Annotated in this window: 19 protein-coding genes; 11 read left to right on the top strand and 8 right to left on the bottom strand. The window is 71.7% G+C overall.

All coding sequences use genetic code 11. The features are described from left to right. Positions 1-10: 10 nt before the first annotated feature. Positions 11-277: a hypothetical protein gene (locus ACTWPP_RS25935; RefSeq protein WP_443106950.1), complete on the bottom strand. Its 267-nt coding sequence runs from the start codon at positions 275-277 to the stop codon at positions 11-13. Beyond that, positions 268-1,131 (bottom strand): mycothiol conjugate amidase Mca, encoded by an 864-nt coding sequence (gene mca, locus ACTWPP_RS25930; RefSeq protein ID WP_443107001.1) that lies wholly within the window; start codon positions 1,129-1,131, stop codon positions 268-270. Before mca ends, ACTWPP_RS25935 begins: the two co-directional genes overlap by 10 nt. 176 nt (positions 1,132-1,307) lie before the next feature. Between mca and ACTWPP_RS25925 the strand changes: the two genes are divergently transcribed. Further along, positions 1,308-1,691 carry a DUF4307 domain-containing protein gene (locus ACTWPP_RS25925; RefSeq protein ID WP_443106949.1) on the top strand — a complete coding sequence of 128 codons (384 nt, stop codon included), beginning with the start codon at positions 1,308-1,310 and terminating at the stop codon, positions 1,689-1,691. 219 nt (positions 1,692-1,910) lie between these two features. Then, complete coding sequence (gene greA / locus ACTWPP_RS25920; RefSeq protein WP_443106948.1) at positions 1,911-2,411, top strand: transcription elongation factor GreA; 501 nt, start codon at positions 1,911-1,913, stop codon at positions 2,409-2,411. Positions 2,412-2,470: 59 nt separating this feature from the next. Here the strand turns inward: greA and ACTWPP_RS25915 are convergent, their stop codons facing one another. Next, positions 2,471-2,965 (bottom strand): Lrp/AsnC family transcriptional regulator, encoded by a 495-nt coding sequence (locus ACTWPP_RS25915; RefSeq protein ID WP_443106947.1) that lies wholly within the window; start codon positions 2,963-2,965, stop codon positions 2,471-2,473. A 128-nt stretch (positions 2,966-3,093) separates the two neighbouring features. Between ACTWPP_RS25915 and hppD the strand changes: the two genes are divergently transcribed. From hppD to ACTWPP_RS25885, 6 genes are all read left to right on the top strand, one after another. Next, positions 3,094-4,236 carry a 4-hydroxyphenylpyruvate dioxygenase gene (hppD, locus tag ACTWPP_RS25910; RefSeq protein WP_443106946.1) on the top strand — a complete coding sequence of 381 codons (1,143 nt, stop codon included), beginning with the start codon at positions 3,094-3,096 and terminating at the stop codon, positions 4,234-4,236. A 75-nt stretch (positions 4,237-4,311) separates the two neighbouring features. After that, entirely contained in the window at positions 4,312-5,184 is an 873-nt protein-coding gene (locus tag ACTWPP_RS25905; RefSeq protein ID WP_443106945.1) for an RDD family protein, read from the top strand. Positions 5,185-5,260: 76 nt separating this feature from the next. Then, positions 5,261-6,121 carry an RDD family protein gene (locus tag ACTWPP_RS25900; RefSeq protein ID WP_443106944.1) on the top strand — a complete coding sequence of 287 codons (861 nt, stop codon included), beginning with the start codon at positions 5,261-5,263 and terminating at the stop codon, positions 6,119-6,121. A 58-nt stretch (positions 6,122-6,179) separates the two neighbouring features. Then, positions 6,180-7,748 carry a M1 family metallopeptidase gene (locus tag ACTWPP_RS25895; protein ID WP_443107000.1) on the top strand — a complete coding sequence of 523 codons (1,569 nt, stop codon included), beginning with the start codon at positions 6,180-6,182 and terminating at the stop codon, positions 7,746-7,748. Positions 7,749-7,866: 118 nt separating this feature from the next. After that, positions 7,867-8,031: a hypothetical protein gene (locus tag ACTWPP_RS25890; RefSeq protein ID WP_443106943.1), complete on the top strand. Its 165-nt coding sequence runs from the start codon at positions 7,867-7,869 to the stop codon at positions 8,029-8,031. Positions 8,032-8,159: 128 nt separating this feature from the next. Then, positions 8,160-9,581: a M1 family metallopeptidase gene (locus tag ACTWPP_RS25885; RefSeq protein ID WP_443106942.1), complete on the top strand. Its 1,422-nt coding sequence runs from the start codon at positions 8,160-8,162 to the stop codon at positions 9,579-9,581. Between the two features lie 63 nt (positions 9,582-9,644). On the opposite strand, the gene ilvA is transcribed toward ACTWPP_RS25885, so the two are convergent. The 3 genes from ilvA to ACTWPP_RS25870 all read right to left on the bottom strand — a co-directional run bounded on the left by ilvA (position 9,645) and on the right by ACTWPP_RS25870 (position 13,186). Continuing rightward, positions 9,645-10,883, bottom strand: a complete 1,239-nt coding sequence (gene ilvA / locus ACTWPP_RS25880) for a threonine ammonia-lyase (protein WP_443106941.1) — start codon at positions 10,881-10,883, stop codon at positions 9,645-9,647. Positions 10,884-11,012: 129 nt separating this feature from the next. Next, a complete protein-coding gene (locus ACTWPP_RS25875; RefSeq protein WP_443106940.1) occupies positions 11,013-11,972 on the bottom strand; it encodes an ROK family protein in 960 nt (319 codons plus the stop codon). Positions 11,973-12,022: 50 nt separating this feature from the next. Beyond that, positions 12,023-13,186, bottom strand: coding sequence for an FIST signal transduction protein (locus tag ACTWPP_RS25870; protein WP_443106939.1), 1,164 nt, complete (start codon positions 13,184-13,186; stop codon positions 12,023-12,025). Between the two features lie 194 nt (positions 13,187-13,380). On the opposite strand from ACTWPP_RS25870, the gene ACTWPP_RS25865 reads away from it, so the two are divergent. From ACTWPP_RS25865 to ACTWPP_RS25855, 3 genes are all read left to right on the top strand, one after another. Further along, entirely contained in the window at positions 13,381-14,817 is a 1,437-nt protein-coding gene (locus ACTWPP_RS25865) for a sigma 54-interacting transcriptional regulator (protein ID WP_443106938.1), read from the top strand. A 37-nt stretch (positions 14,818-14,854) separates the two neighbouring features. Then, a complete protein-coding gene (locus tag ACTWPP_RS25860; RefSeq protein ID WP_443106937.1) occupies positions 14,855-17,029 on the top strand; it encodes a vWA domain-containing protein in 2,175 nt (724 codons plus the stop codon). Positions 17,030-17,100: 71 nt separating this feature from the next. Further along, complete coding sequence (locus ACTWPP_RS25855; RefSeq protein WP_443106936.1) at positions 17,101-17,661, top strand: hypothetical protein; 561 nt, start codon at positions 17,101-17,103, stop codon at positions 17,659-17,661. Between the two features lie 19 nt (positions 17,662-17,680). Here the strand turns inward: ACTWPP_RS25855 and ACTWPP_RS25850 are convergent, their stop codons facing one another. Next, positions 17,681-18,784: an alpha/beta hydrolase fold domain-containing protein gene (locus ACTWPP_RS25850; protein ID WP_443106935.1), complete on the bottom strand. Its 1,104-nt coding sequence runs from the start codon at positions 18,782-18,784 to the stop codon at positions 17,681-17,683. Positions 18,785-19,070: 286 nt separating this feature from the next. Further along, the gene (locus tag ACTWPP_RS25845) at positions 19,071-20,219 is read right to left on the bottom strand and encodes a cystathionine gamma-synthase (protein ID WP_443106934.1); all 1,149 of its coding nucleotides are present in this window, start codon (positions 20,217-20,219) and stop codon (positions 19,071-19,073) included. Positions 20,220-20,233 lie beyond the last annotated feature (14 nt).

The raw sequence follows: 20,233 nt of genomic DNA, 5'->3' as shown, positions 1-20,233 counted from the left end.
GAGCCGCGGGTCAGGCGTCGTCGGCGGGCGCGGACTCGGACGTGGCCGCCCGCTGCGCCTTCGCCGCCTCGGCGCGCTCCCATTCCTGCTGCACCAGGTCGGCCTCCCGGGGCGCCTGGATCTTCTTCATCTGCTTGCTCATCGAGCGGACGAGGAAGACGGTCGCGACCAGGAGGGCGAGGAAGACCGCGAATCCCAGGAAGCCCGGGGTGACCGTGTCGTCGTTCAGCGGGATGGCGCCGACCTGCACTGCGGCGAGCGGAAGCACTACAGACACACCTTCTCCCGGATGCCGGCGAACAGGTCGTCCTCCGGCAGTTCGGTGTCGATGAGGGACCTGGCCAAATGGTAGTCCTCGGTCGGCCATGCCTCACGCTGGACGTCCATCGGGACGACGAACCAGAAGCCGTTGGGGTCGATCTGGGTGGCGTGGGCGAGAAGGGCGCGGTCCCTTGTCTCGAAGTGGTCGGCGCAGGGGACGCGGGTGGTCACGTCCCACTTCGCGCGCTTGTCGCTCTCTTCGTCGAAGCGCTTGATCCAGTCGTTGTAGGGCGACTCCAGGCCGGCCTTCTCCATCGCGGCGTGGAGGGCGAGGATGCGTTCCTTGTTGAAGGTCAGGTGGTAGTAGAGCTTCAGCGGCTGCCACGGCTCGCCGGTGCCGGGGTAGCGGTCCGGGTCGCCGGCGGCCTCGAACGCCTCCACCGACACCTCGTGGCATTTCACGTGGTCGGGGTGGGGGTAGCCGCCCTTCTCGTCGTAGGTGAGCATCACGTGCGGGCGGAAGTCGCGGACGGCGCGCACCAGCGGCTCGGTGGCGGTCTCCAGCGGCTCCACCGCGAAGCAGCCGTCAGGAAGCGGCGGCGGCGGGTCGCCCTCGGGGAAGCCGGAGTCGACGAAACCCAGCCAGCTCTGCCGGACGCCGAGGATCTCGCGGGCCCGCGCCATCTCCGCCTCACGGACCTTGCCGATGTCGGCCTTGACCTCGGGACGGTCCATCGCCGGGTTCAGGATGTCGCCGCGCTCGCCGCCCGTGCACGTGACGACGAGGACCTCGACGCCTTCGGCGACGTACCGGGCCATCGTGGCCGCGCCCTTGCTGGACTCGTCGTCGGGGTGGGCGTGCACCGCCATGAGGCGCAGCGGTTCGTCGCCTCCGCACGGTCGTTCGAGCGTCGCATCGTCGATGACCTCGGACACCTGTGTTCTCCTGTTCGAACCGTTCGAGCGGACCCCGGTTCGGGGCACGCGCCATCACAGACGAGAATTGTCCCTGACAACGTCCGCACACCGCACGGAGATTCCCCGCCATGACGACGAGCGTGTCGAAGACAGCGGCGCCCACCGGGCCCCGGCAGGGCCGCTTCGGGCTGGTGGTCATCGGGGTGCTGGTGGCGCTGGCCGCGGGCGGCTTCGGGATCATCGCGATGCACGCCGGGCAGACGCCCGGCATCGCCGCGCAGACGATCACCTACGACATCACCGACACCTCGGTGGAGATCAACTTCGAGGTGGCCAAGGGGGAGGACGACGAGGTGCGCTGCACGGTCGACGCCTACGACAAGGGGTTCGCGGTGCTCGCGGAGAAAGAGGTCGTCGTGCCGGCGGGGACGTCCGGCATGAAGGGGACGGAGACGCTGCAGACGGCGCGGCGGGCCACCGGCGCGAGGATCCACGACTGCCACACGGTCTGACGTTCCCGGCCCCGCACAGGCGCCGACTGCGGCCATCTGGCGGCCGATACGCCGGGTGAATGCCAAAATACGATTGGCGGATTGCAGACGCCGAGTTCAGGGAACCTTTACCCGCACACACCGGATAGGCTAGAGGTTTCACCCGGCCGCACTTCATGTCGATGTGACACCCGTCTGCCACGGGCGGGCTAGATCGCAACATGTGGATGAGGAGTACCCGTGACCGAGACCCGCGCTGACAACGTCACCTGGCTGACCCAGGAGGCGTACGACCGGCTCAAGGCTGAGCTGGAGCATTTGTCGGGCCCGGGCCGCATCGAGATCGCTCAGAAGATCGAGGCGGCGCGGGAGGAAGGCGACCTGCGCGAGAACGGCGGCTACCACGCGGCCAAGGAGGAGCAAGGCAAGATCGAGGGCCGCATCCTCCAGCTTCAGGGCATCCTGGAGAACGCGCGCGTCGGCGAGGCTCCGCGTACCGAGGGCGTCGTCGGCCCGGGTATGACCGTCACGGTCTCGTTCGAGGGTGACGACGAGGAGGTCACGTTCCTGCTCGCGTCCCGCGAGGAGGTCGGCGCTCCCATCGACGTGTACTCGCCCAAGTCGCCGCTCGGCGCCGCCATCAACGGCAAGAAGGTCGGCGACAAGGCCACCTACTCGCTGCCGAACGGCCGCGGCATGACGGTCGAGATCCTCGACGCCACCCCCTACGGGGGCGAGTAGCCTCCGGCGACGTCCGACGTCTTAGGGGACGGGGTGCTGCCGGGCATCCCGTCCCCGGTTCAGTCCGGGGGGTTCCTCCGGGGTCCGGCGCCGGCCGCGGCGCGGACCAGCGGGAGGGTGCGGTAGGGGACCTGGGTGGCCAGCGAGATCACCGAGGACGCCCGTTCCACGCCCGCCACGTCCACGATCACGTCGATGACGCGCTGCAGGTCGGTGTTGCTGCGCGCGACGACGCGGCACAGCATGTCCCCGGGGCCGGTGATGGTGTGTGCCTCCATCACCTCGGGCACCTGCGCGAGCCGCGCGGCGACGGGGTCGTGCCCGCCCGCTTGCCGCAGTTGCAGCGTCACGAACGCCGTCACCCCGTAGCCGAGCGCGGCCGGGTCGATCTCGGGGCCGTGGCCCGCGATGACGCCGTCGCGGGCCAGCCGGTCGAGCCGTGCCTGGACGGTGCCGCGCGCGACCCCGAGCCGCCGGGACGCCTCCAGGACGCCGACGCGGGGTTCGGCGGTGAACAGCTCGATCAGCCGGCCGTCCAGTTCGTCGATCGGCATGCCACCCTCCGGCGGTCATGGTCACCATGTACAGGGCGACCGGTCGGTATCGCGATTCACTATACAGATTGCCCAGTGCTTTAAGACACTCTTGCGCAGCTTGTAGGTGCATGTCCAGATTGGGTGGCATGGATGAGTTTCCGGTCAAGGGCATGGACGCCGTCGTCTTCGCCGTCGGCAACGCCAAGCAGGCGGCGCACTACTACTCGACCGCGTTCGGCATGCGCAGGGTCGCCTACCGCGGCCCGGAGAACGGCAGCTCCGACGAGGCGGTGCACGTACTGGAGTCGGGCGGTGCCCGGTTCGTGCTCCGCGGCCCGGTGAAGGCGGGAACCGAGATCGGCCGGCACATCGCCGAGCACGGCGACGGCGTGGTCGACCTCGCGATCGAGGTCCCCGACGTCGACTCCGCCTACCGGCACGCGCTCGCGAACGGCGCCACGGGCCTGGCGGAGCCCCACGTCCTGGAGGACGAGCACGGCAAGGTGACGATCGCGGCGATCGCCACCTACGGCGAGACCCGGCACTCGCTGATCGACCGCTCCAACTACACCGGCCCGTACCTGCCCGGGTTCGCGCCCGCCGACCCGATCGTGGAACCGCCGGAGAAGCGGTCCTCGTGGGGGCGGTCCTCGGGGGGGTCGGGGGGTCGCTCCCCCGGGCGGTACTTCCAGGCGATCGACCACTGCGTCGGCAACGTCGAGCGCATGGACGAGTGGGCCGACTTCTACCACCGGGTCATGGGCTTCACCGACATGGCCGAGTTCGTCGGCGACGACATCGCGACCGAGTACTCGGCGCTGATGTCCAAGGTCGTCGCGGACGGGACCCGCAAGGTCAAGTTCCCGCTGAACGAGCCGGCGGAGAGCAGGCGCAAGTCGCAGATCGACGAGTACCTGGAGTTCTACGGCGGGCCGGGCGTGCAGCACATCGCGCTCGCCACCAACGACATCCTCGCCACGGTCGACCAGATGCGGGCCGCGGGCGTGGAGTTCCTGGAGAGCCCCGACTCCTACTACGAGGACCCGGAGCTGCGGGAGCGCATCGGCGAGGTGCGCGTCCCGATCGAGGAACTGCACAAGCGCCGGATCCTGGTCGACCGGGACGAGGACGGCTACCTGCTGCAGATCTTCACCAAGCCCGTCCAGGACCGGCCGACGGTGTTCTTCGAGCTGATCGAGCGCCACGGCTCGCTGGGCTTCGGCAAGGGCAACTTCAAGGCGCTGTTCGAGGCGATCGAGCGTGAGCAGGAGCGCCGCGGCAACCTCTGAGGCGCCCGCCGCTCGGGGATCCGGGCCCGCCCACCGGGTGACCGTGCGTCCCCGGTAACCGGCACACTGTGGCCCATGAGCGAACCGCCGCAGAACCCCCAGCCCCCGGGCGGCGACTGGCAGACCCCGGACGCGCGGGCCGCCGACGCCCCCGTCCCGGACGTCCCGGACGCCAACGACGCCTCGGACGCCACTCCCGAACTCCCGCCGCCGTACCAGGGCATGTACGGCGCGCAGCCCGGCCAGGCTCCGCCCGCGCCCGCGGCCGGGTACGGCCAGCCAGGACAGCCGCAGCCCGGCTACGGACCACCCGCCCAGCCCGGCTACGGCCCTCCCGGATCGCCGTATCCCGGCCATCCGCATGCGGGACCGGGTGGCCCGCAGGACATTCTGGCGGGCCGATGGGCCCGGCTCGGCGCCGGAGTCCTGGACTCCCTGGTCCTCAGCTTCGTGGCCGCGCCGGCGGTCCTGTTCTCCATCCGCTGGGACAAGATGCAGGAGTCCATGACGTCCGGGGAGCCGATCGTCAACCCGATGGACCTCTACAACGTCCCGCGGCTGCTGGCCGGGTACGCGGTCGTGTTCCTGCTGGGCTTCGTGTACTTCACCGTCATGCACGCCAAGTGGGGCCAGACGCTGGGCAAGAAGGCCCTCAGCATCCGGGTGGTGACCGCCGCCGACCAGTCCGCGGTGAGCTGGGGCCAGGCGGTCGGCAGGCAGGCGTTCGTCTACGTCATCACGATCACGACGGCCCTGGTCAACTTCCTGGTGCCCGCCGGGGCCCTCATCGGCATGCTCGGCATGCTCGACAACGCCTGGATCCTGTGGGACGACCGGCGCCAGGCCCTGCACGACAAGGCGGCCGGGACGCTGGTGGTGAAGGCGGCGCCGTGGATGCCGAACCCGTACGCCCGTCCCCGGGCGCCCGGCGATCCCGGCAACCTTTGATCATCCGTGGGTAAACATTGCGAGGCTCCCGGACGCGGCGATGTTTGGACGGCGACGGCTCGGCCACTCTTTCGGCATGACGCAACCGCCGAACGACCCCGCGTCCGGGGGAGAGCCGGAAGACCGGCCGCAGGGGCACCGGCAGCGGCCCGAGCAGCCAGGACCATACGGCGGACAGCCCTACGGCGAGCAGCCGCCCTACGGACGGCAGCCGGGGTACGGGCAAGAGCAGCCCTACGGCCAGCAACAGCCCTACGGCCAGGAGCAGCCACCGTACGGACAACAGCAGCCCTACGGACAGCAGCCCGGGTACGGGCAAGAGCAGCCCTACGGCCAGCAACAGCCGTACGGGGAGCAGCCGGGGTACGGGGAGCTGCCGAAGTATCCCGGATACGGTGACCAGCCCGGATACGGCGCGGCACCTGGCTACGGCGGCGGCGTTGGCGGCTACGCCGATCCGTCGCAGGGGCTCGCGAGCCGCTGGGCGCGGCTGGGCGCCGCCATCGTGGACCTCCTCCTCGTCGGAATCGTCACCACCCTGCTGTCGCTGCCGTTCGTCGACTGGGACCGCGTCTTCGACCCGGATACGGGCGAGTCGATGTACACCGGCGCCCAGCTTCCGAGCAACGCGATCGGCGTAGTGCTGGGCTTTCTCTACTACTGGCAGATGCACGCCAGGTGGGGGCAGACGCTCGGCAAGAAGCTGCTGAATATCAGGGTCGTCCGGGAGGCGGACGGGCAGGCGATCACCACCGGCCAGGCCGCGGGACGTTCCGCGTTCTACAGCGTGCTCGGCGGCATCTGCGGCTTCATCGGGCTGATCGACGTCCTGTGGATTCTGTGGGACCGGCGGAAGCAGGCACTGCACTGCAAAGTGGCGCGCACCGTCGTCGTCAAGGCCGGTCCGAACGTCCCCGACCCCTACGCCCACCGCTGACCGGGAACCATTGGAGTTGCCCAGCGCACCTCCTGCCGGGCAGGCTTGGCGCGTGCATATGGCCGGAAAGTCCCCCACCCCTCGCCGCCACGGCTCGCGGACGGCGTTCCGTGGCGCCGCGGGCCTGGCCGCTGTCGCCGTCGCGGGGTCGCTGACCGCGGGCTGTCAGCTGTCCCCCTTCGACGACGACCCTGAGCCCGGTCCGGGCTCGGCCGCGTCCGGGCCGGTGGGGCCCACGACCGCCGGGGACGATTATGTGCCCGGCGACGGCAACGGCGGCTACGACGTCCAGCACTACGGGTTGAAGCTGACCATCGACCCGAACGCCGAGCAGCAGCTGGACGGGACCGCGACGATCACCGCGAAGGCGACCGAGCGGCTCGCCCGTTTCAACCTCGACCTGACCGGCCTCGAGATCTCGTCGATCAAGGTGGACGGAGCGCCGGCGCGGCGGCAGCGCGGCGGGGACGAGCTGGAGGTCACCCCGGCGAAGCCGCTGAAGAAGGGCGCGGAGTTCACCACCGTGATCGAGTACGCGGGGACGCCGGAGCCGGTGTCGGACCCGGTGCTCGGCAAGTACGGCTGGATCCGCACGTCCGACGGCGTGTTCGTGGCGTGCCAGCCGAGCGGCGCGCACACCTGGTTCCCGAGCAACGACCATCCGAGCGACAAGGCCACGTTCGACTTCGAGATCACGGTGCCGGCGGGGCTGACGGCGATCGCCAACGGCGAGCCGGAGACGCCGCCCAGCGGTTCCGGCGGCGGCGGATCGCCCGGCCTGCCGGGTGCCCCGCCCGGCACGGGCCCGAGCGGCCCGCCGAGCACGGGCCTACCGGGGATCGAGCCGATCGGGCATCGGGCGCAGACGACGTCCAAGTGGCACGTCAAGGCGCCGATGGCCACCTACCTGGCGACGGTCACCGTCGGCCGGTTCGAGGTGCGGACGGGACGGACGGCGAGCGGCGTCCAGGTCATCACCGCCGTCGACCCCTCCCTCCCCGCGGTGGACCTCGGCACCTTCCACAGCCTGAACTCCGAGATCACCGAGGAGTTCGCGACGCTGTTCGGCCCGTACCCGTTCACCTCGTCGGGCGGGGTGATCGACAACGCGGGCGTCGGGTTCGCGCTGGAGACGCAGACCCGTCCGGTGTACGGGTCGTTCGGCCTCCAGCCGACGATCGTGGCGCACGAGCTGGCGCACCAGTGGTTCGGCGACAGCGTCAGCGTCACCAAGTGGCAGGACATCTGGCTGAACGAGGGCTTCGCGACCTACGGCGAGTGGCTGTGGGAGGAGAAGACGGGCGGCCCGACCGTCCAGGAGCAGTTCGACCAGCGCTACGGGAGCCCGGGCGCGAGGGAACTGTGGGACAACCCGCCAGGCGACCCGGGCCGCAAGCAGATGTTCGGCCGCTCGGTGTACGACCGCGGCGGGATGACGCTGGTCGCGCTGCGCGGAAGGGTCGGCGAGGACACCTTCTACGAGATCCTCAAGACGTGGGCGAAGGAGCGGCGGCACTCCAGCGGGACGACGAAGCAGTTCATCGCGACGGCGAACAAGGTCTCGGGCAAGAAGCTCGACTCGTTCTTCGACGACTGGCTGTACCAGAAGGGCCGCCCTTCCCGGTGACCCCGCCCTTCCCGGTGACCCGTCCTTTCCGATGGCCTGGGCAAGGTTCGGAAAAGGCCGGGAGTGGCTCGGGCGGGTAGGTGTGCCGTCCGGCGGTGCCCGCGTCACCATCGGGCTGGTGAACGGACCGTCTCGGCGCGCCGTCTCGGCGAAAGGCCGCGGCGACCGGGTGGGAGCGGCGGGCGGCCGCGCCTTGTCCACAGCCCTCGCCGCCCGCCGCCCACCGCCCACCGCCCGCCGCGAAACCGCGCACATCGCGGCCGGATACCGGATCCGGCCATAAATTCCGCCCCATGCCCACGGATTTGAGACCGGATCGCGCTTGAACCGGCCCAGTTCACAGGAAAGTCTTGATCACGGCCGTCGTGACTTACCGGCGGCCGTCACCGAGGAGCACCGAGGACGAGGCCGATGAGCAGAACCCCCAGAGCCCTCGCCGCCGTGACGCTGACCGTCACCGCGGCCCTGGCCGTGTCGGCGGCGCCCGCCGGCGCCACCGCGCGGTTCACGCCCGGCGCGCCGGGCGCGGGCGATCCCTACTTTCCCGACATGGGCAACGGCGGCTACGACGTCGCCCACTACGACATCGGGCTGAAGTACGACCCGGGCACGAAGGGGATCCGGGCCGTCACCAGGATCAAGGCACGGGCCACGCAGAACCTGTCCCGGTTCAACCTGGACTTCCTCGGCCCGCTCACGATCTCGTCGCTGAAGGTGAACGGGCACCGGGCGTCCTACGAGCGGACGGGCGCGCAGGAGCTGGTCATCACCCCGCCCAGGGGGCTGCGGAAGCACCGGCGCTTCACCGTGACCGTCGCCTACTCGGGCGTCCCGGACACGATCAACGACGCCACGCTGGGCACGTCCGGCTGGATACCGACGGACGACGGCGCGGTGATGGTCAACCAGCCGTTCGGGGCCGCCACGGTCTTCCCGGTGAACGACCACCCGACCGACAAGGCGACGTACACGTTCACGCTGTCGGCGCCCAAGGACCTCACCACGCTGTCCAACGGCGACCTGCGCGGCAAGTGGACCAGGGACGGCTGGACGACCACGCGCTGGGTCATGCGCCACCCGATGGCCAGCGAGCTGTCGATGCTCACGATCGGCAAGTACGACGTCCGCACCGGACGGACGGACGGCGGCGTGCCGAACCTGACGGCCACCGACCACGCCATGGCCATCAAGCCGGACGACGCGGAGAGGTTCCACGAGCAGACCGCCGAGATCACCGACTTCCAGTCGTCGCTGTACGGCCGTTACCCGTTCACGTCGACGGGCGGGATCGTGGTCAAGGGCGGCTTCGGGTACGCGCTGGAGACGCAGGGCCGCCCGGTGTACGACCTGGGTCGCCGCCCGGGCGGCATTCCGAGCGGCGCGCTGGTCGCGCACGAGCTGGGCCACCAGTGGTTCGGGGACTCGGTGTCGCCGGAGCGGTGGGCCGACATCTGGTTGAACGAGGGCTTCGCGACGTACTCCGAGTGGCTGCACGCCGAGAAGTTCGACGGCACGCCCGTCCAGGACAGCTTCGACGCCGTCTACGCCACCCCGGCGAGTGACGGCCTGTGGGAGGGCGTCGTCTCCGATCCCGGCCGGGACCACATCTTCGACGGTCTCGTCTACGACCGCGGCGCGATGGCCGTCCACGTCCTGCGCACGATCATCGGCGACGGGACGTTCTACCGGCTGCTCAAGGCGTGGCCGGCCGAGTACCGCAACGGCAACGCCTCGACGGAGGACTTCGTCCGCTTCGCCGAGCGGCTCTCCCACAAGAACCTGGACGACTGGGCCGATGCCTGGCTCTACTCCGAGGGCAAGCCGTCCCTGTAGCGGCGCCCGCACCCGGCGTCCGCACACCTCACGCGCGCTGACCGCGGCCACCGCCGGCCGCGGTCAGCTCAGCGTGAGGGTGTAGCCCTTCTCGCGTAGGCGGCCTATCACGTCCTCGGAATGGCCGGTGCCGCGCGTCTCCAGGTGCATGAGGACTTCGGCCTCCTCGACGTGCAGGCGCGCCGCTACCCGCTCGTGCATCACGTCCAGGACGTTCACGCCCAGTTCGGCGAGTTCGCTGAGCAGCGTCACGAGGGCGCCGGGGCGGTCCTTCAGCCTGCAGCGGACGACCAGGTAGCGTCCCGCGCCCGCGAGGCCGTGCCTCAGCACCTTCGACAGCAGCAGCGGGTCGATGTTGCCGCCCGACAGCAGCACCACGACGGGCGGCTCGACCGCGTACGAGTGCTCCAGTATCGCCGCGACCCCGGCCGCGCCGGCGGGTTCGACGACCTGCTTGGCGCGTTCGAGGCACAGCAGCAGCGCCTGGGAGATGGACTCCTCGGTCACGGTGACGACGGCGTCCACCAGGTCGGTGAACATGTCGTAGGTCAGGTCGCCCGGTCGGCCGACCGCGATCCCGTCCGCCATCGTCGGCTCGATCTCGACCTGCACGGGTTTGCCCGCCGCGAGCGAGGGCGGGAACGCGGCGGCGCGCTTGGCCTGCGCACCGAGCGTCTTGATCTTCCGCCCACCGGTCTCCTCGACCACGCCCTTGGCGGCCGCGGCGATGCCGGCCATCAGGCCGCCGCCGCCGACCGGCGTCACGATCGTCCGGACGTCCGGGCACTGCTCCATGATCTCCAGGCCGATCGTGGCCTGCCCGGTGACGACGTCCGGGTGGTCGAACGGGTGGATGAGCACCGCGCCGCACTCGTCGGCGTACTCCTGCGCGGCGAGGAGGCAGTCGTCGACGGTCGGTCCCGGGAAGACGACCTCGGCTCCGTAGCCCCGGGTCGCGGCGATCTTGGGGAGCGGCGCGCCGACCGGCATGAACACCGTCGCCTTGCAGCCGAGCATGGAAGCGGCGAGCGCGACGCCCTGCGCGTGGTTGCCGGCGCTGGCCGCGACGACGCCGCCCGCGCGTTCGGCCTCGCTCAGCCCGGCGATCCGCACATACCCGCCGCGGATCTTGAACGAGCCGGTGCGCTGCAGGTTCTCGCACTTCAGCAGGACGGGCCCGCCGATCTGCTCCGACAGCACCCGGGAGGGCATCATCGGGGTGGGGACGACCACCCCGCGGAGCAGTTCCCGGGCGGCGCGGACGCCGTCGACGCTGACGGCGCTCATTCCGCGTTCGGTCATGCCTGCCTCCTGTGAGGGACGACCCCCCACACCCCCCGGTCCGCTTCGCACCCTGCCTGGTGTGGGGGGACGACCCCCCACACCCCCCGGTCCGCTTCGCTCATGTTGGGATCCTCGCACCCGCCGCGCTCAGCCCGCACTCCAATAGCGATCTTGCGCGAAGACCAGCGCGGCGGCGCCGACGAGCCCGGCGGTCTGACCGAGGTCCGCGGGGACGATCCGGACGCGGCGCGCGAACTCCATCCGGGCGTGCGTGCGGAACGCCTCCTCCAGCGGGTCGAACAGCAGCGCGCCCGCCTGGGACACGCCGCCGCCGATCGCCGCGACCTCCAGGTCGCACAGGTGCGTCGTGGACGCGATCGCGATGCCGATGGCGCGTCCGGCGCGGCGCATCGCGGCGACCGCGACGGGGTGCGCCCGGCGTGCGTCGGCGGCCAGTTCGACGCCGGTCGCGTCGCGGCTCTCCTGCCGCCAGCCCTGCTCCTGCGCCCAGGCGACGAGCCCGGGGCCGCGCGCGATCGCCTCCAGGCAGCCACGGCCTCCGCACGCGCAGGGCGGCCCGTCCGGGTCGACGATGACGTGCCCGATGTGCCCGGCGTTGCCGGTGGCGCCGTTGATGAGCCGGCCGCCGAGGATGAGCCCGCCGCCGACACCGGTGGACACCACCATGCCGAGGACGTTGCCGCGGCCGCGTCCCGCACCGCGCCAATGCTCGCCGACCGCGACGCAGATCGCGTCGTTGTGGATGCGGACGGGCAGCCCCGGATGGCGGTCGCGGAGCTTGGCCCGCAGCGGGAAGCCGTGCCGCCACGCCGGGATGTTGAGCGGGGACACCTCGGCGGCGGGCCAGGTCATCGGCCCTCCGCAGCCCACGCCGACGCCCGCGAGCGGCGGGTTCCCGGCGTCGGTGACGAGCTTGCCGAGCAGCGCATCCAGCGTCCGCCACAGCCCGGCGGCGTCCAGCCCGGGGCGGTTCGGCGTGGCGACGCGGTCGTAGGCGGTGATGCGCCCGCCGGGTTCGACGAGCGCGGCGGCCAGTTTCGTCCCGCCGACGTCCACCGCGAGGACGGGGGCCTCCGGTCCGCTCACACGTGCTCCTTGCGGGGGGCGACCCTCCGCAGCGCCCCGGTCCGCTCCGCTCACACCGAGTCCCCGGCCCGGCCGAACGCGAGGATCGAGGCGGTGAAGCCGTGGACGTGGTTGCGTCCGGCGACCGGGCCGATCTCACCGGCGCCGAAGAAGCCGCCGACCCCGGCGGGGCCGAACGCGCGGTCGAGGACGCGGGCGTCATGGTCGGAGTCGGGGAACATCGCCTGGCCGCGCCCGTTGCAGGAGAACAGCAGCGCGCCCTCGACCGGCGCCATGTCGAACCGGTCGAGCAGCGCGGCGAGGTCCTCGTCGGCGGCGCCGGCGTCGCGGACCTGGAACCGGACGGTGCGGCCCACGTCGACCACGTCGCCGATCGCGATGGCGCCGCTGTCGGTGTCGGCGCCCACCACCCCGCGGACCAGGAAGTCGCCGTGTTCGTGCTCGTCGGCGTACTCGTCCATGGCGACGCCGATGAGCAGCCCGCGCCCGGCCAGTTCCTGCTCGTCCTCCGGCAGTTCGAGGACGATCTGCTCCAGTTTCTCCAGCGCGGGGACGCCCGCCAGTTCGTACAGGACGTTCTCGTCCGCCCTGGTCACCACCATGTCGGGGCCGATCGGGCGGGCGCCCTGGCTGACCACCGTCGCGGCGGCCACGGACCCGCCGATCACGATGCCGACCGCGCCGTCCTGGTAGACCTCGCCGCCGACGAACAGCCGCGCGTCGCCGCGCTCGCGGCCTTCGGCGAGTCCGCCGACCAGGGGAAGGCCGGGCAGGGCGTCGTCGGAGCGCTCGACGAACGCGTCCACCGGGAACGTGTACGGGTCGGTCAGCAGCACGCCGACCACGTCGTCGTCCTGGGCCTCGGGCATGCCGACCACGATGAGGCGGTCGTCGGCCTTCAGCGTCTCCAGGCGGAACGGGTCGAGCCGCGCGCCGGGCAGCACCGCCGCCCACGCGCTGACCGCGCCTGCGTCCTCCACGCCGCGCCCGGCGCCGATGACCCCGGACGCGCTGCATCCCAGCAGCACCGCGGGCCCGGCCGCCCGGGCCGCGGCCAGCGCCGCCGCCTCGAAAGCGTCCGGGTCGTCGCCCGTCATGAAGACGCAGACCAGGTCGGGCGCCGCGCTGAGCGGCGCGAGCGCCTGCTCGACCGCCGACGCGGCCGCCTCGCACAGGTCGGGTCCGAGGGCCAGGCCATCACCGAATCGCGCCATCGGCGCCGCCTCCCTCACTGGGTATCGCCGGCTGATTCACACACCCAGTCTCCCCCGCCGCGCGCCCTCCACCCAAACATCGCCCGATCAGCGCAGGCCAGGACAGGTTCGGACGAATCCTGCGGCGAGCCAATCCTCCGGCGAATCCTCCGGCGGGGTGCGATTCCGCGTACCGGCGACGTAATGTCGGTCGCGTGCGTTCATCCACACCGCGTGAATCCCCACCCAGCGAGACCACACTGGGCGAGCTGCGCACCAGCGGTCACGTCCAGCGATCGGTGAAGGCCGAGATCCGCCACAATCTGCTCGTCCGGCTGCGATCCGGGGAGCCGCGTTTCCCCGGGATCCTCGGGTTCGACGACACCGTCCTGCCGCATCTCGAACGCGCCCTGATCGCCGGGCACGACCTGGTGCTGCTGGGCGAGCGGGGGCAGGGCAAGACGCGGCTGATCCGCACCCTGGCCGGGCTGCTGGACGCGTGGACCCCGGTGGTGGCGGGCTGCGAGATCAACGACCACCCGTACGCGCCGGTGTGCGTGCGCTGCCGCCGGCTGGCCGCCGAGCGGGGCGACGACCTGCCGGTCGAGTGGCGGCACCGCGACGACCGGTACGGGGAGAAGCTCGCGACGCCCGACACGAGCGTCGGCGACCTCATCGGCGACGTCGACCCGATCAAGGTGGCGGAGGGCCGGACGCTCGGCGACCCGGAGACCGTCCACTTCGGGCTGGTCCCGCGCACCAACCGCGGCATCTTCTCCATCAACGAGCTGCCCGACCTGGCGGAGCGGATCCAGGTGGCGCTGCTGAACGTGCTTGAGGAACGCGACGTGCAGGTCCGCGGCTACGCGCTGCGGCTGCCGCTGGACGTGCTGCTCATCGCGTCCGCCAACCCGGAGGACTACACCAACCGGGGCCGCATCATCACCCCGCTGAAGGACCGCTTCGGCGCCGAGATCCGCACCCACTACCCGCTGGAGCTGGACGCCGAGCTGGCGCTGATCCGCCAGGAGTCCGACTTCGCCGACCTGTCCGGCCTGCCCGCCGAGGTGCCCGACCATCTGGTCGAGATCATCGGCCGGTTCACCCGGCTGGTCCGGGAGTCGACGGCGGTGGACGCCCGGTCCGGGGTGTCGGCGCGGTTCGCGCTCGCGGGCGCCGAGACCGTCGCGGCGGGCGCGGTGCGGCGCGCGGCGCTGACCGGTGAGGAGCACGCCGTCGCGCGGGTCTGCGACCTGCCAGCGGTCGTCCCGTCGCTGATGGGCAAGGTGGAGTTCGAGGTCAGCGAGGAGGGCCGCGAGCAGGAGGTGCTGGAGCATCTGCTGCGCCGCGCCATCGCCGAGACCTACCGGCGGACGCTGGGCGCCGCCGACCTGAACGGGCTGCTGGACAAGTTCGACTCCGGCGAGAGCGTCGAGTCGGGCGAGCTGGTGGCGGCGGCGGAACTGCTGCGCCGTATCGGCCAGGTTCCCGGACTCGCCAAGATCATGGAGCGGCTCGGCATGAGCGGGGAGTCCCCCGGGCAGGCCGCGGCCGCGCTGGAGTTCGCCCTGGAGGGGCTGTTCCTCACCAGGCGGCTGTCCAAGGACGTCGCCGAGGGACGACCCGACGGGACGGCCACCTACCGGACCTGACGTCCGGACCTGAATTCTCCACGCGCAAGGAGATTCGATGAGCCGATACCGCTACGGCGCCTACGAGGACGGGCCCGACCCGCTCGCCCCGCCCTACGACGTCCGTTCCGCGCTCGACGCGATGGGCGACTCGGTGCTGGACGGCACCCGCCCGGACGAGGCGCTGCGGGACCTGCTGCGGCGCGGCCTGCCGGGCGCGCAGGGCCGCCTGCCGAACGGTGGGCGGGGCCTCGACGACATGCTCCGCCAGGTGCGGGAACGGCGCCGCGCGCTGCGCGACCGGGGCCGGCTGGACGGGACGCTGGAGCAGGCCCGGGCGCTGCTGGACACCGCGATCGGGCAGGAGCGGGCCGAGCTCTTCCCCGACCCGGGCGACGAGGCGCGGCTGCGCGAGGCGGAACTGGACACGCTCCCGTCCGACACGTCCCAGGCGATCCGCCGGCTGTCGGACTACGACTGGCGTTCCGACGCCGCGCGGCAGACGTTCGAGCAGCTGAAGGACCTGCTGCGGCGTGAGGTGCTGGACGCGCAGTTCCAGGGCATGAAGCAGGCCCTGGAGAACCAGGACCCGGCCGCCATGGAGCGGGTCAAGGACATGATGGCCGCGCTGAACCAGATGCTGGAACGCGACGCGCGCGGTGACCACACCCAGGACGACTTCGACCGCTTCATGGCCGAATACGGGGACATGTTCCCCGACAATCCACAGAACCTGGAGGAGCTGGTCGACTCCCTCGCCCGCCGCGCCGCCGCGATGGACCGGCTGCTCGCCTCGCTCAGCCCGGAGCAGCGCGCGGAGCTGGGCGGGCTGATGGAGCAGGCCATGCAGGACGCGGGCCTCGCCATGGAGATGACCCGGCTCGGCGACGCGCTGCGGGCCCGCCGTCCCGACCTCGGCTGGGGGCAGTCCGAGCAGATGACCGGCGAGGACCCGCTCGGCATGGGCGACGCCACGACCGCGCTGGCGGAGCTGGCCGACCTCAGCGAGCTGGAGGCGGCGCTCGGGCAGGAGTATCCGGGCGCGCGGCTCGACGACATCGACGAGGACGCCGTCCGGCGGGCGCTCGGCCGGCAGGCCGTCGACGACCTCGGCGCGCTGCGCCGCATCGAGGCGGAGCTGGAGCGGCAGGGCTATCTGCGGCGCAACCGCGGCAAGCTGGAGCTGACCCCGAAGGCGGTGCGGCGGCTCGGCGAGACGGCGCTGCGCCGCGTGTTCGCGCAGCTCACCGCCGGCCGGCAGGGCGACCACGACCAGCGGGACGCGGGCCAGGCGGGCGAGCTGACGGGGGCGAGCCGGGAATGGCGGTTCGGCGACGAGCAGCCCCTCGACGTCGTCCGGACGGTGAGCAACGCCATCCGCCGCAGCGCCATGGACGGCGGCACCGGCGGGCTGGTGACCGCGAAGGTCGTGGAGCCGGGCACCGCCGACGCCGTGGAGATCGACGGCAACGGACCGCGTCCCGATGGTGTGGGGGCCGGTGGTGTGGGGGCCGGTGGTGTGGGGGCCGGTGGTGTGGGGGCCGGTGGTGTAGGGGCCGGTGGTGTAGGGACCGGTGGTGTGAAACCCGGTGGTGTGAAACCCGGTGGTGTGAGACTGGGCGTGGACGACTTCGAGGTGCACGAGACCGAGCGGCGCACCGGCGCGGCCGTCTGCCTGCTGATCGACCTGTCGTACTCGATGGTGCTGCGCGGGACGTGGGCGGTCGCCAAGCAGACGACCCTCGCCCTGCACACGCTCGTGACCAGCAAGTTCCCGCAGGACGCGATCCAGATCATCGGGTTCTCCAACTACGCGCGGGTCCTGCACCCGACGGAGATGGCGGGCCTGGACTGGGACATGGTGCAGGGCACCAACCTGCACCACGCGCTGATGATCGCCGGGCGGCACCTGGACCAGCATCCCGACTTCGAGCCGATCGTCCTGGTCGTCACCGACGGCGAGCCGACCGCGCACCTGCGCCCGGACGGCCGTTCGCTGTTCGACTACCCGCCGTCCACCGACACGCTCGTCCTGACGCTCGCCGAGGTCGACAAGATGACCCGGCGGGGCGCCTGCATGAACTTCTTCATGCTCGCGGAGGACCGCCGCCTCGTCTCGTTCGTGGAGGAGGTCGCGCGGCGCAACGGCGGCCGTGTCTTCGCGCCCGACGCCGACCGGCTCGGCGAATATGTCGTGAGCGACTACCTCAGAGTGCGCCGCGCCCGCCGGTAGCCGGCGCTTGGTTGTCGGGGACGGCCTCGCACACCCTTCGGAGGAGGGCGTGGGGGGCTAGGGTCGGCGTCATGTCGACATCCGACCACCTGCTGCTGTTCCTCCACATCGGGTTCGCGATCTTCACGCTGGGGCCGCTGACCGCCGCGACCATGTCGACCCCGCGCTACATCCGCAAGCGCAACGTGGCCGTGGTGCGTTACCTCCACCGGGTCACCCAGATCTACGGCGTCGCCACTCTGGGGATCTTCCTGTTCGGGCTGCTGCTCGCCCAGGGCGACCTGGCGGAGGTGTGGCTGTCGGCGTCGATGACGCTGTTCATCGTCGCGCTGGTGCTGCTGCTGATCGTCGAGCGCGACCAGCGCAAGGCGGCGCATCTGCTGGAGGTCGCCGCGGCGGAGGAGGCGGCGGTCCCGGTCGAGCCCGCCGCGGCGGAGGACGAGACCGGCAAGAGCGGCAAGGGCCGCGAAGACGGCACCGGCGCCGAGGCCGAGGAGAAGCGCCCCGCGGCCCGACCCGCCGCGGCGGACGGCGACATCGCCCAGGTGGAGCGCGGGCGGCTGGCCGCCATCTCCGGCGTCGTCGCGCTGATCTGGATCGTGATCCTGCTGCTGATGGTCTGGAACGGCTGAGCGCCGGCCCGGCCGCCGGCTACTCGGGGCCGGGCTTCAGGCGGTTCTTGAGCCAGCTCACGATCGTCGGGTAGGTGCGCGCGTCGTCCAGAAGCTGTGCGGCGTGCTTGTCGCCCTCGATGGTCTCGACCGTCACCGGGACGCCCGCGGCGCGCAGCGCGCCCGCCAGGCCGGTGCTCTGCGCGAGCGGCACGAAGTCGCCGCTGCCGTGCATGAGGAGCATCGGCGCGTCCCTGGCGGAGACGTGGGTCGAGGTGCTGGCGTCCTCCAGCCGGTCCCAGCAGTCCTTGACGGCGGTGGCGCCGGGGACGCACTGGACGAGGTCCACCACGGCCTGCCGCAGCTTCTGCTGGCTGGGCGTGGCTGTCGGCTTCCCGCCCGCCTGGTAGGCCAGGTACGGGTTGTTCGGCGGCGACATCGCTATCACCCCGCGGACCTGCGCGGTGCCCGTCCCGAGCGTGCCGAGCTGCGTCGCGAGCTGCCCCCCGGCCGAGGACCCGATCACGGCGATGCGCCGCGGGTCGATGTTCCACCTCCGGGCGTTCTGCTTGACGAAGGTGAGTGCGGCCAGCGAGTCGTCGCGCTGCGCCGGCCACTGCGCCTTGGGGGCCAGCCGGTAGTTCGCCGACATGACGACGAAGCCCTCCTCGGTCAGGCGGCGCGCGAAGTACTTCCAGCCGCCGCCCTTGTCGCCCGACAGCCAGTAGCCGCCGTGCAGGATCAGCACGGCCGGGCGCGGTGTGGCCCTGGGCCCGGCGTCGCGCCAGTAGGCGTCGACCCGCTGGCTCGGGTCCCTGCCGTAGGCGTACGTGCGGAACTTCGGCAGCTCGGGGGTGACCATGACCGCCTGAGCCGTGACGGTGCCGTCGGGCTCGCCGTCCGGCGCCGCCTCCCCCTCGCCCGGGTGCGTCGTGGAGGACGTGGAGGGCGACTGCGACCCGGGGCCGGCGGTCGGCGGGGCACCCGAGGGGGTGGACGCCCCCGGCTCCCCGGTGGGGGCCGCGGACGGGACGGACGACGGCGGCGTCGGTGCCGGCGTCGTCGCCTGGGCTCCGCCCGGAACGGCTACGGCGGAGACACACGTCGCGGCGAACGCCGCACCACAGACCAGAATTTTGCGCACCCCGGGCCCCTTCTTTACGAACCTGGCGCGCCGAGTATAGATGTTTGATCAAGTGGCGTGGGGGAAGGGTGATCGGTTTCGTCCCCGCCCTACCCCGGGCGAAGCCGTGACCGTCCACCCGCCCGGGTCGTCACCGCAGTTCAGCGCCGGTCCCAGGCGCCGTTCTTCAACACCGGTTCAACGCCGTAGTTCAGTGCCGCTGTCCAGTGCCGTTGTCCAGCGGCGTTGTCCAGTGCCGTTGTCCAGCGCCGTAGTTCAGTGCCGTTGTCCAGCGCCGTCCCGGCGATCAGGCCAGGGCCCGGTCAAGATCCCGAAGAAGATCGTTGACGTCCTCGATCCCGACCGACAGCCGCACCAGGTCCCCCGGGACCTCCAGCGGCGACCCGGCCACCGAGGCGTGCGTCATCCGGCCCGGGTGCTCGATCAGGGACTCGACGCCGCCGAGCGACTCGCCGAGCGTGAACAGCTTCGTCCGCTCGCACACGCGGACGGCGGCCTCCTCCGACTCCATCCGGAACGAGACCATGCCGCCGAACGCCTTCATCTGCTTGGCGGCGACGTCGTGCCCCGGATGGCCGGGCAGCCCCGGGTACAGGACCCGCCGGACGGCCGGGTGCCGCCTCAGCATCTCGACGATCCGCTCCGCGTTCGCGCAGTGCCGGTCCATCCGCACGCCGAGCGTCTTGATCCCCCGCAGGGTGAGCCAGGCGTCGAACGGTCCCGCGACGGCGCCCATCGCGTTCTGGTGGAACGTCAGCCGCTCGCCCAGCTCCGGGTCCGACACGATCAGCGCGCCGCCGACGACGTCGGAGTGGCCGCCGATGTACTTGGTGGTCGAGTGGACGACCACGTCAGCGCCGAGTTCCAGCGGGCGCTGGAGATACGGCGAGGCGAACGTGTTGTCGACGACCAGCAGCGCGCCGGCGTCGTGGGCGACGGCCGCGAGCGCCGCGATGTCGGCGATGCCGAGGAGCGGGTTCGTCGGCGTCTCCACCCAAATGATCTTCGTCTCGGGGCGGACCGCCGCCCTCGTGGCCGAGACGTCCGCGAGCGGCACCGAGTCGAACGCGACACCCCACGGCTCGGCCACCTTGGCGAACAGCCGGTACGTGCCGCCGTAGGCGTCGTTCGGGATGATCACGTGGTCGCCGGGCCGGCAGACCGCGCGCAGCAGCGCGTCCTCGGCGGCGAGCCCGGAGGCGAACGCCAGCCCCCGCGAGCCGCCCTCCGCTTCGGCCAGGCATACCTCCAGCGCGGTACGGGTCGGGTTCGCCGACCGGGAGTACTCGTAGCCGCCGCGCAGCCCGCCGACACCGTCCTGCTTGTAGGTCGAGACCTGGTAGATCGGCGGGACGACCGCACCGGTGGTGGGGTCCGCCTCCTGCCCGGCGTGGATGGCCAGGGTCTCGAAGCCTCGCTGAACTTCGTTGTCCATGGGTACGAGGCTAT

It is taken from the genome of Actinomadura sp. 3N407 (assembly GCF_052245875.1).
Taxonomy (GTDB): Bacteria; Actinomycetota; Actinomycetes; order Streptosporangiales; family Streptosporangiaceae; genus Spirillospora.
This window is presented reverse-complemented; position numbering and strand designations above follow the sequence as displayed.

Bases quoted from the DNA above. Each gene is read 5' to 3' on its own strand.
- mca (WP_443107001.1), bottom strand. From the start codon at position 1,131: ATGGCGGTGCACGCCCACCCCGACGACGAGTCCAGCAAGGGCGCGGCC.
- ilvA (WP_443106941.1), bottom strand. From the start codon at position 10,883: ATGACCGAACGCGGAATGAGCGCCGTCAGCGTCGACGGCGTCCGCGCC.
- ACTWPP_RS25905 (WP_443106945.1), top strand. From the start codon at position 4,312: ATGAGCGAACCGCCGCAGAACCCCCAGCCCCCGGGCGGCGACTGGCAG.
- ACTWPP_RS25925 (WP_443106949.1), top strand. From the start codon at position 1,308: ATGACGACGAGCGTGTCGAAGACAGCGGCGCCCACCGGGCCCCGGCAG.
- ACTWPP_RS25870 (WP_443106939.1), bottom strand. From the start codon at position 13,186: ATGGCGCGATTCGGTGATGGCCTGGCCCTCGGACCCGACCTGTGCGAG.
- ACTWPP_RS25895 (WP_443107000.1), top strand. From the start codon at position 6,180: ATGGCCGGAAAGTCCCCCACCCCTCGCCGCCACGGCTCGCGGACGGCG.
- ACTWPP_RS25885 (WP_443106942.1), top strand. From the start codon at position 8,160: ATGAGCAGAACCCCCAGAGCCCTCGCCGCCGTGACGCTGACCGTCACC.
- ACTWPP_RS25860 (WP_443106937.1), top strand. From the start codon at position 14,855: ATGAGCCGATACCGCTACGGCGCCTACGAGGACGGGCCCGACCCGCTC.
- ACTWPP_RS25915 (WP_443106947.1), bottom strand. From the start codon at position 2,965: ATGCCGATCGACGAACTGGACGGCCGGCTGATCGAGCTGTTCACCGCC.
- ACTWPP_RS25845 (WP_443106934.1), bottom strand. From the start codon at position 20,219: ATGGACAACGAAGTTCAGCGAGGCTTCGAGACCCTGGCCATCCACGCC.
- hppD (WP_443106946.1), top strand. From the start codon at position 3,094: ATGGATGAGTTTCCGGTCAAGGGCATGGACGCCGTCGTCTTCGCCGTC.
- ACTWPP_RS25900 (WP_443106944.1), top strand. From the start codon at position 5,261: ATGACGCAACCGCCGAACGACCCCGCGTCCGGGGGAGAGCCGGAAGAC.
- ACTWPP_RS25855 (WP_443106936.1), top strand. From the start codon at position 17,101: ATGTCGACATCCGACCACCTGCTGCTGTTCCTCCACATCGGGTTCGCG.